The 11,987-nt window shown below is 72.6% G+C and carries 10 protein-coding genes; 2 read left to right on the top strand and 8 right to left on the bottom strand.

Annotated features, from left to right (window positions below; genetic code table 11):
• Positions 1-109 precede the first annotated feature (109 nt).
• The 3 genes from ACFV88_RS08715 to ACFV88_RS08705 all read right to left on the bottom strand — a co-directional run bounded on the left by ACFV88_RS08715 (position 110) and on the right by ACFV88_RS08705 (position 3,038).
• The gene (locus ACFV88_RS08715) at positions 110-2,119 is read right to left on the bottom strand and encodes an LCP family protein (RefSeq protein WP_385487544.1); all 2,010 of its coding nucleotides are present in this window, start codon (positions 2,117-2,119) and stop codon (positions 110-112) included.
• A 16-nt stretch (positions 2,120-2,135) separates the two neighbouring features.
• Positions 2,136-2,762, bottom strand: coding sequence for a nicotinate-nucleotide adenylyltransferase (nadD, locus tag ACFV88_RS08710; protein ID WP_385487542.1), 627 nt, complete (start codon positions 2,760-2,762; stop codon positions 2,136-2,138).
• A 114-nt stretch (positions 2,763-2,876) separates the two neighbouring features.
• On the bottom strand, positions 2,877-3,038 hold the full coding sequence (locus tag ACFV88_RS08705) for a hypothetical protein (RefSeq protein ID WP_385487540.1): 162 nt from the start codon (positions 3,036-3,038) through the stop codon (positions 2,877-2,879).
• 286 nt (positions 3,039-3,324) lie between these two features.
• Between ACFV88_RS08705 and ACFV88_RS08700 the strand changes: the two genes are divergently transcribed.
• Positions 3,325-4,473, top strand: a complete 1,149-nt coding sequence (locus ACFV88_RS08700) for a M48 family metallopeptidase (RefSeq protein ID WP_385487538.1) — start codon at positions 3,325-3,327, stop codon at positions 4,471-4,473.
• 4 nt (positions 4,474-4,477) lie between these two features.
• Here ACFV88_RS08700 and ACFV88_RS08695 read toward each other — a convergent pair whose 3' ends face one another.
• From ACFV88_RS08695 to proB, 5 genes are all read right to left on the bottom strand, one after another.
• Positions 4,478-5,551 (bottom strand): hypothetical protein, encoded by a 1,074-nt coding sequence (locus ACFV88_RS08695; RefSeq protein WP_385487536.1) that lies wholly within the window; start codon positions 5,549-5,551, stop codon positions 4,478-4,480.
• A gap of 90 nt (positions 5,552-5,641) precedes the next feature.
• Positions 5,642-6,232 (bottom strand): hypothetical protein, encoded by a 591-nt coding sequence (locus tag ACFV88_RS08690; RefSeq protein WP_385487534.1) that lies wholly within the window; start codon positions 6,230-6,232, stop codon positions 5,642-5,644.
• A 109-nt stretch (positions 6,233-6,341) separates the two neighbouring features.
• Positions 6,342-7,646, bottom strand: coding sequence for a glutamate-5-semialdehyde dehydrogenase (locus ACFV88_RS08685; protein ID WP_385487532.1), 1,305 nt, complete (start codon positions 7,644-7,646; stop codon positions 6,342-6,344).
• A gap of 94 nt (positions 7,647-7,740) precedes the next feature.
• A complete protein-coding gene (locus ACFV88_RS08680) occupies positions 7,741-8,205 on the bottom strand; it encodes a hypothetical protein (protein WP_385487530.1) in 465 nt (154 codons plus the stop codon).
• 141 nt (positions 8,206-8,346) lie between these two features.
• Positions 8,347-9,474, bottom strand: coding sequence for a glutamate 5-kinase (gene proB / locus ACFV88_RS08675; protein WP_385487528.1), 1,128 nt, complete (start codon positions 9,472-9,474; stop codon positions 8,347-8,349).
• A gap of 290 nt (positions 9,475-9,764) precedes the next feature.
• Here proB and ACFV88_RS08670 point away from each other — a divergent pair, with 290 nt between their 5' ends.
• Positions 9,765-11,861 carry a hypothetical protein gene (locus ACFV88_RS08670; protein WP_385487526.1) on the top strand — a complete coding sequence of 699 codons (2,097 nt, stop codon included), beginning with the start codon at positions 9,765-9,767 and terminating at the stop codon, positions 11,859-11,861.
• Positions 11,862-11,987: the final 126 nt, after the last annotated feature.

Below are 11,987 nucleotides of genomic sequence, written 5' to 3'. Positions count from 1 at the left end.
ATAGCCTTCGGTCTCGTGGGCTCGTAGTTGTGTATACGACACAGAGGCTTGACGGACCCCGGTCCGTCGGGGGCCGCCGCGCCGGGTCCGGACCCGGCGCGGCGGTGCGTCAGCCCTGCGGGACCTGGGGCTCGTAGTCCTGTCCGAGGACGACCTCGATCACGGCGTTGCCCTCGACGGTGCCCTTCTTGACGGCCGATGCGGGCAGACCGAGCGTCTTGGCGACCTCGCCGGCCTCCTGCTCGCGGGCGGCGTCGCCGTAGACGACCCGGGTGGTCGGTGCGGTGCTCCCGCCCTTGCCGCCGTCGACGACGGTGTAGCCGCCGTTGACGAGGGCGACCCGGGCGGACTCGCCGGCGTCCCCGGTGCCGCTGGCGTTCCGGACGCCGACCCGTACCGCATCGCCCTCGGCGGGGGCCTTCACCGTGCCGCCGAGCAGGGGCTTGACCACCGCGGTGGTGGCCTCGGCGGCCAGCGCGCCCCCGGACTCGACGGGGAGCAGGGCGGTCTTGTAGTCGCCGCCCTTGGCCCGGTCGGAGAGCTTGGCGAGGAAGGCGCCCAGGTCCGGCGCGGTCAGTGACGGGTCGAGGATCTGGGCCAGGGACTCCACGGTGACCGTGGCGGCCTTGGTGTCCGAGGAGACCTTGCGCAGGACGCCCTGCATGACCTGCCCGAAGCGGGCGAGCTGGGCGTCCTGTGCTTCCCCGGGGGCGCGGTGGGTGGCGTAGGCGACGGCCATGGCACCGCTGAGGGTCTGCTGCTCGCCCTTCCTGACGAACGGGGTCTGGCCCTTCTTGGCCTTCTCCGCGGGGACGTCGGCGTCCGTGTCGATGTCGATGTTGCCGACGAGTTCCACCAGGTTGCTCAGATAGGGCGTGTCGATGCGCCAGGTGCCCTCGATGCTGGTCCCCAGGAGGGTGTCCACGGATTCGCGGGTACCCGTGGAGCCGTCGTCGTCCACGGACTTGGCGAGGGTGGTGGAGGTGCCGTCGTCCGCGCTGACGGACAGCGTGTTGGGCAGCAGGATGGTGCTGCCCTGCTTGGTGGTGGTGTTGTCCACCAGCAGCGCGGTGGAGGTCCCGCCCTTCTTGGTGTGGTGCAGGTGGACGAGGACCACGTCGCGCTTCTGCGGTCCGCCGGCCGCGCCGGTGGCGGACGTGTCGTCGTCACCGGAGAGTCCGGGCAGCTTGCCGGCGAAGCCCAGGTAGCCGAGGGTGCCGACGACGACCAGCGCGAGGACCACGCCCAGGGCGATGACCCGCCCCCGGGCCCGGCGTTTGGCCTCCTCGCGGCGCTCGGTGCGGTTCTCGGTGAACGTGAGCCAGTCGATGACGTCCTCGGGGTCACCGTCCGGTTCCTCGACGAAGGCGAACTGCTCGGTGCGGTAGTCCCGTTGCTCTTCGCTCCCGGAGGAGCCGTCGTGACCGTCCCGCTCGTCGCCGGTGTCACGGGCCGCCTGGGCGGGCACGGGGGCGGGGGCCACGGGCTCGGCGGCGTACCCCTGGTCGGGCGCCGCGGCCTGCTGCGGGACGTACGCGGTCTGCTCGGCGGTCAGGGCCGTCCCCGCGTCGGCCTGCGGCTGACCGTACGGGTCGGGGGAGGGGTACGGGTCGTGCGGGGCGTACGGGTCGTGCGGGGCGGTGGCGCCGTAGCCGACCTGGTCGACGCCGACCTGCTCGTACCCCTGGGCGGTCGTGCCGTACCCGTCGTAGGCGGGCTGCTGGACGGCGTACGGGTCGTACCCGTAGCCCTGGGCGCCGGGGTCCACCTGGCCCTGGGGCGTGGCGTACCCCTGCGCCGGGTCGTACGCGGCAGTGGCGTCGTAGCCCTGCGGGGTGCCGTAGCCGTCGCCCGCAACGCCGTCGAAGTGCGGGGCGTGCTCGGTGCCGTAGCCGGTGGAACCGTCCGAGGCCCCGTACGGCTGCGGGGTGCCGTACGGGGCCTCGGGCGGGACGCCGTAACCGTCTCCGTAGCCCTGTCGGGACGGGGCGGGGTCCTGGGACCTCTGCTGGTAGACGGGGCGGCCGTACTCGTCGTAGCCGGCGAGTTCGTAGCTGGCGAAGCCGTCGCCGCCCTCGGAGTGATCGGGTCCGCCGTAGCGATCGTCTCGGCCGTTCACAGCTGTGCCTCCCGGCTCAGTCGCCGCGGTACAGGTCGCGCTTGTCGATGTAGCGCACCACGCCGTCGGGCACCAGGTACCAGACGGGGGCGCCCGCCGAGACCCTCGCACGGCAGTCGGTGGACGAGATGGCGAGGGCGGGGACCTCCACGAAGGAGACGCCGCCCTCGGGGAGTCCGGGGTCGGTGAGGGTGTGTCCGGGACGGGTGACCCCGATGAAGTGTGCCAGGGAGAACAGCTCTTCCGTGTACCGCCAGGTGAGGATCTGGGCGAGCGCGTCGGCTCCGGTGATGAAGAAGAGGTCCGCGTCGGGGTTGAGGGCCCGCAGGTCACGCAGGGTGTCCGTGGTGTACGTGGGGCCGCCGCGGTCGATGTCGATGCGGCTCACCGAGAACTGCGGGTTCTCGGCGGTGGCGATGACCGTCATCAGATAGCGGTCCTCGGCCGGCGACACCCGGGTGTCGCTCTTCTGCCAGGGCTCCCCGGTCGGCACGAACACGACCTCGTCGAGGTGGAACTGCGCGGCGACCTCACTGGCCGCCACGAGGTGCCCGTGGTGGATCGGGTCAAACGTTCCGCCCATCACGCCGAGACGGCGCTTGCCGCTGTTCGTCCGGCCGGTAGGCATGTCCTGCTCTCCCATGCGTGCAGACCCTACCGGCCCGTACTGAAGGTCCGGACGGCCGGACCGGTCGAGCGGCGGCGTCCGGCCGTGCGGTGCATCAGCGGGCCGGCGGTCGGGGCGAGCGCGGGCGGGTCAGCGGTCCCGGTTGAAACGGGTCGTGATCCAGAGCAGCAGGAGCAGGACGAAGAGCGCTCCGCCACCCACGACGAACGGGTTGATGCTCGCGTAGGGGCCGTGGTGCTCGCCGCCCGAAGCCAGGGTGACCAGCGGGGCCGCGGTGCTGTGCAGACTCATCTTCGGAGGACCTATCCGGAGGGGGAACGGGCTGGAGACGGGGTGCCTCCGAAGCCATCGTAAGCGTGGCGTAAAGCGTCGTCGCGGGAGGGCCGCGATTACACCGGTGCGCGTCGCCCCGGCAGGCGCTCACCGGAGGTCACCCCCACGCGCCCGGTGACCCGTCAGCACCCGCACCCCTAGGGTGGGCCGGGCCCGCGGGGACGCGCGGAGGGCAGCAGGACGGCCGGGAACCCGGGCGGACGGTCGCGCGTTCCACCGATGACCACGCAGACATGGGGGCGTCATGACGGACAACAACAACGGCACCGGACAGCAGCCGAACGGCCGTACGCCGGAGGGGAATCTCCCCGGGCGCACGCGCAGGCGGTTCCCGGGCATCTCCTCCCGGGCCTACGAACACCCGGCCGACCGCTCGGCGCTGGTGGCGCTGCGCAAGCTCAGCGGCTTCGACACGGTGTTCAAGGCCCTGAGCGCGCTGCTGCCCGAGCGGAGCCTGCGGCTGTTGTTCCTGTCGGACTCGGTCCGGGTCTCCGATGCCCAGTTCTCGCACCTCAACGACATGCTGCGGGACGCCTGTTACCTCCTGGACCTGGAGAAGGTCCCCTCGATGTACGTCAGTCAGAACCCCCAGCCGAACGCGATGTGCATCGGCCTGGACGAGCCGATCATCGTCGTGACCACCGGTCTGGTGGAGCTGTTGGACGAGGAGGAGATGCGGGCGGTCGTCGGCCACGAGGTCGGCCACGCCCTGTCGGGGCACGCGGTGTACCGCACGGTCCTGCTGTTCCTGACGAACCTGGCGCTGCGGGTGGCGTGGATCCCCCTGGGCAATGTCGCGATCATGGCGATCGTGACGGCGCTGCGGGAGTGGTTCCGCAAGTCCGAGCTGTCGGCGGACCGCGCCGGGCTGCTGGTCGGCCAGGATCTCCAGGCGTCGATGCGGGGCCTGATGAAGATCGCGGGCGGCAACCACCTCCACCAGATGAACGTGGACGCGTTCCTGGCGCAGGCCGAGGAGTACGAGGCCGGCGGCGACCTGCGGGACTCCGTCCTCAAGATCATCAACGTGCTGCCCCGTAGCCACCCCTTCACGACCGTCCGGGCCGCCGAGCTGAAGAAGTGGGCCGAGTCCCGGGACTACCAGCGCCTCATGGACGGCCACTACCCGCGCCGCGACGAGGACAAGGACACCTCGGTCACGGAGTCCATACGGCAGTCCGCCTCCGCGTACGCGAGTGACGTCCGCGACTCGAAGGACCCGCTGATGAAGCTGGTCACCGACATCGCGGGCGGGGCCGGTGACCTCGGAGGTCGGGTCCGCAGCAAGTTCGGCGGCTTCGGCGCCGGCAAGGACACTTCCGCCTCCGCCTCCGCCGCCCAGGACGACGACGGGGAGACGGGCTCCACCGGCCGCACCGGCACCAGCGGCTGACGGCTCAGCCGGCGCGGGGGAGCTTCGGTTGCGCCCCCGCGGCCAGGGTGCCGCAGAGGTTGGTGACACTGCCCGTCGCGTACGGGTCGGTGCCGCGCGGCGGTGCCGGGTCGGCGCTCTCGCCCGCGAGCAGCGGCCGCAGGTGGTCCGCCCAGCCCGTGCCGCAGGCCAGCGGCCCGGCCTGCGTGGCGGAGGTCACCAACTCCGCCTGGTGACGCCGTAGGTCGTCCCGGTCGAAGTGGAACGACAACTGCCGACGGACGGTGAAGAGCGAGGACTCGGCCGGCCCGCCCCGAGCGGGCCGGACCGCGTACACGAAGGTGTGGTCGCTGACGACCTCCAGGGTGTCCGTGTCGACCTCGACGGCCCGCAGGGTGCCCTGCACCCGGACCCGGGGTTCCGCGAGCACCGTGCGCGCGGGGTCGAACCGGACGAGCCAGCCGGTGGCCGCGTGCAGTCCGTCGGCCAGCGGCCGGGCGAAGCTCCGGTCGAACTGACCCAGCTGGTCGGGGTCGACCAGGACGCGCACCGGCCGCACGGCACCGCCGGTGAGGACGTCGGGGTCGAGGGAGGACTCCACGAGGTAGTCCTTGACGGTGGTCAGGGCGGTCATGACCTGACCACTGGAGAAGTTCGTGGTGCGCCGTGCGGCCGGAAGGGTGATGCCCTCGGCCCCGATCCCGAACTGTGCGGCCGGGCTGTGCCCGTACAGGTCGGCCGGCCGGCCGCCCGGGACGGCGGCGACCGGTGCCAGCGGGATCACCGTCATCCGCAGCGACCCGGTGCGCTGTGCGGCCGGTCCGCCGTAGGGCTGGCGCACCCCCAGGTAGACGGCGGTGGCGAAGGCCGCGGCGATCACCACGACCAGCACGAGGGCCTGCCAGGAGGAGCCGCGCCGGTGCAGCGGCGGCGCCCGGCGGACGGCGGGGGTGTGGTCGGTGATGCGCTCCTCGGCCGAGAACTCCTGGAGCCGGGCAGCACGGATGAACGACTCGTCGAAGACGACGGATCGGTACTCGTCATCGCCGCCGGGGGCGCCCTCGGGTGTCCCCTGCGGTGGGTTTCCTGGCCCGCCCATACCTTCAGGGTAGGTCTGAGCACGGTCCCGTAAACGCGCTGCCGTGCGACAAGTTCCCCGGAGGCCGCAGGCGGCCGGAACCTTACGGTGTCAGGGGGTGCGGGGCACCGCGGAGGCCGGTGACCGGAAGCCGTCGGGGGGTGTCGCGGGCGGGGCCGAGGGGGGTGTGGACGGCCCCTGCCCCAACTCCGTGGAGCTGGGCCGCGGGGCCGGGTCCTGACGGTTCGACGCGGCGCCGCGGTAGACGGCGGCGAAGGCCAGGGCCACCATGCCCACGCCCATGGCGAGGGCGAGCAGCCAGGCGATGGGTCGGTGCCAGCGGGCGTGGCCCATGAAGGTGTCGCTGCGCCCGTAGGACTCCTCCAGGATGTCCCGGGCGTAACGGTCGTCGGGGTCGTAGCTGCGGCCCTCGCCGAAGGCGTCGAGGGCGCGGGCATCGGGGTCGTCGGGGTCGTTGTCGGGGTGCCCGCCCCGGGTCCCGGCGGGGCGGCCCTCCGCCTCGGCACGGGCCTCGGCCGCCGTGAGCAGCCGTTCCACGGCGCTCGGTTCGCGGACCGGTGCGGCCCGGATGAAGTCCTCGTCGAACACCACGGAGGCGAACTCCTCGTCCGCACCTCCGTGGTCGCGGTCGTCGGGCTCGTCGCCGCCCGGGAGCGGCGTGCCCCCCACGTCCTCCGGCACGCCTCCAGCGTAGACCCGGGGGGACGTTTTGGGCAGACCGTGCCGGTGGATACCCGCCACCCCGGGGGCCGCGCGGGGCGGCCGTCCGGGGGAAGGGCGGACGGCCGCGTCAGCCGCGGACGTGACCGTCGCCGGTGACGATGTACTTGGTGCTGGTGAGTTCCGGCAGGCCCATCGGACCGCGGGCGTGCAGCTTCTGGGTGGAGATGCCGATCTCGGCGCCGAAGCCGAACTGTCCGCCGTCCGTGAACCGGGTGGACGCGTTGACGGCGACGGTCGTGGAATCGACCAGCTGGGTGAACCGGCGGGCCGCCGCTTGCGAGGTGGTGACGATGGCCTCGGTGTGTCCGGACGACCAGAGCCGGATGTGCTCGACGGCCTTGTCGAGGGAATCCACCACCGCGGCGGCGATGTCGTACGAGAGGTACTCGGTGTCCCAGTCCTCGGCGGTGGCCGCCACGACCGTGGCCTTGCTGCCGGCGGCGTGGGCCGCCACCCGCGGGTCGGCGTGGACGGTGACCCCGGCCTCGGCGAGGGCGTCGAGGGCGCGCGGCAGGAACGCGTCCGCGATGTCCCGGTGGACGAGGAGGGTCTCGGCCGCGTTGCACACGCTGGGGCGCTGCGCCTTGGAGTTGACGAGGATCTCGACCGCCATGTCGAGGTCGGCCTGGGCGTCGACGTAGACGTGGCAGTTGCCGGTGCCGGTCTCGATGACCGGGACGGTGGACTCCTCGACGACCGTGCGGATCAGCGAGGCGCCGCCGCGCGGGATGAGGACGTCGACCAGGCCACGGGCGCGCATCAGCTCGCGGACGGATTCCCGGCTCTCCCCGGGGACCAACTGGATCGCGTCTGCGGGCAGCCCGGCGCCCCCGATCGCGTCGCGCAGCACCCGGACCAGGGCGGTGTTCGACTCGTACGCGGAGGACGAGCCGCGCAGCAGGACGGCGTTGCCGGACTTGAGGCAGAGGGCCGCGGCGTCGACGGTGACGTTGGGGCGGGCCTCGTAGATGATCCCGACGACGCCGAGCGGGACCCGGACCTGACGCAGGTCGATGCCGTTGGGCAGGGTGGAGCCGCGGACCACCTCGCCGACCGGGTCGGGCAGGGCGACGACCTCGCGGACGTCGGAGGCGATGGCCCGGACCCGCTCCGGGGTGAGCGTGAGCCGGTCGACGATCGACTCGCTGGTGCCCGCCTCGCGTGCCTTGGCGACGTCCAGGGCGTTGGCCTCGACGATCTCGCGGGAGCGGACCTCCAGCGCGTCGGCGATCGCCAGCAGGGCGTCGTCCTTGGTGGCCCGGGGCAGCGGCGCGAGGTCCGCGGCGGCGGCCTTGGCGCGGTAGGCGGCGCGTGCGACCTCGGACATGTTGTCGTAGGGCGAGGGCGCGGAGAGCGGCGGGAGCGACGTCATGCCCGCAGCGTAGTGCGCCGTCCGTCGGCCGTCCGGCCGTGTCCCACACCCCGAGACGGCCGTCTCGGGGCGCGGGGAAGGCGCCGCGGGCACGTCAGTACGGGTGCACCCCCACGGGGGTGGCCGGGGCCGGTCCTGAGCCCTCCGCGACGCGCAGGTGGTAGGTCTCGCGGTCGATCACTTCCAGGCCGACGATCTCCCACGCTGGCAGCTGTGCGGTGCGCCGGTGCTCGCCCCAGAGCCGGAGCGCGACGGCCGCCGCGTCGTGCAGGTCGCGGGCCTCCTCCCAGTACCGGATCTCCGCGTGATCGCCCGCGTACCGGCTGGTCAGCAGGAAGGGGTGGTCGTGGGCGAGCTGTTCGAGTCCGCGTCTGACCTCGCCCAACGGGGCCTCGGCCCCGGAGACGCTCAGCGTCACGTGCCACAGCCGGGGGGCGTGGCCTCTCTCGTCGACGCCGTCCCCGACGGGACCCGTCAGGGTGCGGTCCTCCCCCACGGCCTTCAGGGCGGGGGAGCCGAGGCCGGCACGCGCTGCCGCCCCCTGGCGCACTCGTCTCACGACGGCCTCCTACACGCAAGTGTCATCCGACTGGTCCCTGCAACGGTCCCCTGCCACAAAGTTGACACCCCATCGACCCGGATGGGGCACTTTTACGGAACGTCCACCTGGTGGATTCCGATCGTTCGGACGGCCCTCGACTCAGGGGCCGAGCAGCACCAGGTCGTCGCGGTGGACGACCTCGCGTTCGTACGCGGGACCCAGCTCGCGGGCCAGGTCACGGGTGGAACGGCCGAGGAGCAGCGGGATCTCCTTGGCGTCGAAGTTGACCAGGCCGCGGGCGACGGCCCGGCCCCGGGCGTCGCGCAGTTCGATGGGGTCGCCCGCGGTGAACTCGCCCTCGACGGCGGCGATCCCGGCCGGCAGCAGTGATTTCCGGCCTTCGACCACGGCCCGGACGGCCCCGTCGTCCAGGGTGAGCGCACCCCGGGGGGTGGAGGCGTGCTGGAGCCACAGCAGCCGGTCGGCCGAGCGGCGTCCGGTGGGGTGGAAGTGGGTGCCGGTGTCCCGTCCGGCGAGGGCGTCCGCGGCGTGCACCGCGGAGGTGAGGACCACCGGGATGCCGGCGGCGGCGGCGATGCGTGCGGCCTCGACCTTGGTGACCATGCCGCCGGTGCCGACCCCGGCGCGCCCGGTGCTGCCGATCTCGATGCCCTCCGTGTCGGCGGGCCCGCGCACCTCGGCGACGCGGGAGGTGCCCGGGCGGCTGGGGTCGCCGTCGTAGAGGCCGTCGACGTCGGAGAGGAGGACCAGCAGGTCGGCCCGGACCAGATGGGCGACGAGGGCGGCCAGCCGGTCGTTGTCGCCGAACCGGATCTCGTCCGTGGCGACGGTGTCGTTCTCGTTGACCACGGGCAGCGCGCCCATGGCGAGGAGCTCGTCGAGGGTGCGCGAGGCGTTGCGGTGGTGGGCGCGCCGGCTGGTGTCGTCGGCAGTGAGCAGGACCTGTCCGACGCGGACGCCGTAGCGGGCGAAGGAGGCCGTGTAGCGGGCGACGAGGAGCCCCTGGCCGACGCTGGCGGCGGCCTGTTGCCGGGCCAGGTCCTTGGGGCGTCTGCGCAGTCCGAGCGGGGCGAGTCCGGCGGCGATGGCGCCGGAGGACACCAGTACGATCTCCTTCGCCCCGCCGTCGCGCACCTTGGCGAGCACGTCGACGAGGGCGTCCACGCGATCGGCGTCCAACCCGCCCGTGGCCGTGGTCAGCGAGGACGAACCGACCTTGACGACGATCCGGTGTGCTTCCGTGACCCGCTGCCTCACGCCTGACACGCGCTTCCCCTCAGTCGCCCGATAGTCACCCGATGCGACCGGTTCCGTCCGGAGCCGGGCGCCGCTCCGCAATCTACGTGAGACCGGCAACGGACGGACGGACGTGTCCGATGGCTGAAATTGCGCCTCCGTCTTCACAGAAGTCTCACGGAGGTCTCACCATCGAGTCAGTTCTTGAGGAAACGATTCCGTAACGTGAAAGCGGGCAGAAGGCCTGCTATCCGGTCAACTGCTTTTGACGTTAACCAGCAAGCCCACCTGCTATGCACGTATCGTCACTCCACTCGTGCATGGATCTGGATCGTGCTGCTAGGAGAGCCCACATCTTGCGTTCCGTCCCCTCGTCTCTCGTTCGGGCGGGGAGGCTCGTCCTCCCCGCCATCCTGGTGGCGTCCTTCGCGGGTCAGGTCATCGGGGCCCTGCTCCCCCGGGTCCCGCTGCTGATAGCAGCGACCACCGTCGGACTCGCGGCCGAAGCCGCACTGCACCGCTGGCACCGCCCGATGGCCTCTGCGCTGGCCCGTACCCGGGCCGACGTCACGGTCCGGGTCGTCCTGCGCGACCTGCTGTTGGTGGCCGGCCTGTTGGCGCACCAACAGAGCCAGGACCAGCGCCTGGCGTACCTGCCGCTCGTCCTCGGGCTGTTGACCTTCTACGCCCTGCACTTCGCCTGTCACGCCACGGCACTCGTGGTCCGTCGCTCGCGCACGCTGCCGGTGCTCACCCGCAACATCGACACCTCCGGGCTGCGGCTGACCACGGCGGCGCCCGCGCTGTTGTCCCGCCGGGCGGGGGGCCGGCTGCGGCTGTTCGGGTTCCCGGCGACCGCGGGGCTGATGGCGACGGCGCTGGTGGACTCGCCGACCCCCGCCATCGTCGGGGTCGGCCTGGCCGTCCTGGCCGCGCTGGTCGGACTCGTCGAACTGCTCACCCGGCTGCTGCCCGCCCGACGGCCCGCGGGGTCCGAGGAGGTGCTCGACTGGTTCGACGGCTGGCTCGCCGAGTACCAGCCGACCGTGGCCCTGTACTTCTCCGGCGGCACCTCCTCGGCGTACCAGGCCAACATGTGGCTGGATACCCTCGCCCGGCTCGACGGGCGCCCGTTGATCGTGCTGCGCGAGCGGTTCATGGTGCAGAAGATCGGTGCGACCGACCTCCCGATCGTCTGCGTGCCCAAGGTCGCCGACCTGATGCGCCTGGAACACTCCACGCTGCCGGTCATGCTGCACCCGGCGAACTCGGGCAAGACCTCGCAGGTGCTGCGCATACCGACGATCAAGCACGCCTTCGTGAACCACGGCGAGAGCGACAAGCTGTCCTCGGTCAACCCGTACTCGAAGGCGTACGACGAGGTGTGGGTGGCCGGCCCGGCCGCCCGGGACCGGTACGCGCAGGCCGAGGTGGGCGTCGAGGACAAGGACATCGTGGAGGTGGGGCGCCCCCAGCTCGACGGCATCCGCCCCTACGCGGGCCACTCGGCGGGCGGTCCGGTGACCGTGCTGTACGCACCGACCTGGGAGGGCTGGGACGGCAACCCCGGCAACACCTCGGTGATCGAGGCGGGCGAGAACCTCGTCCGGGAGCTCCTCGCCGACCCCGGGGTCCGGCTGCTGTACAAGCCGCACCCGATGACGGGTTCGGTCGACGCCCGGGCGGGTGCGGCCAACGCCCGCATCCAGGAGATGATCCGCGCCGCGGTGGCCGGGCAGACGGCGGTGCCGCCGGAGCCCGCGGCGGCGGCGGAACTGGAGCAGGCGACGGCGGAGCTGGACCTCATGGTCAGCACGAAGTTCCGCCGGGCGGCCGACGACATGGAACGCATGCTGCTCCAGACCACCCCGGTACCGGGCCGGGCGGGGGAGGTCGCGGCGGCCACGGCCCGGTGGGAGGAGCGGTACTGGGCCTCGCTGCCGCCGGTCGAGCACCAGATAGTGACGGGTTCCCGCCCGGCGCTGTACAGCTGCTTCGACCAGGCGGACCTGCTGGTCAGCGATGTGTCGAGCGTGGTCAGCGACTATCTGGCCAGTGGGAAGCCGTATGCGGTCGCCAATACGAGCGGGCTGCCCGAGGACGTGTTCCGGGAGACCTTCCCGACCGTCGGTGCGGCCACGATCCTCAGCCCGGACGGCAGCGGGGTCGCCCGGCTGCTCGACTCGGTGCGCCGACCCGGGGCCGACCTGCTGGTCGGGGCGCGTGCCGCACTGCGGACGCGGCTGCTGGGTCCGGCCGGGCAGCCTTCGCTCGCCCGGTTCGACGGGGCGGTGAAGGGGCTGGCCGAACAGGCCGCCCAGCGGGCCCGGATCGTCGGGGCCATCCCCAGCCAGGCCCTGGCCCCCACCCAGGAAGCCACCGAAGAACCCCTACCGACAGCCTCCGCCGACCAGTAGGACCAGGGCGCCCCGCCCGGCAACAGCCGGACGGGGCGCCCTGTCAGTAGAACGCCCCCGACAGGGGGACGCGCCCCGTCAGGGGCGCGGGGAACTGCGCGACCAGCCCCCACGACCGCCGGACGA

Source organism: Streptomyces sp. NPDC059816 (assembly GCF_042732055.1).
In the GTDB taxonomy this organism is placed as follows: domain Bacteria; phylum Actinomycetota; class Actinomycetes; order Streptomycetales; family Streptomycetaceae; genus Streptomyces.
The sequence above is the reverse complement of the archived record's forward strand: the minus strand, read 5'-3'. Positions and strand labels throughout refer to the sequence as shown.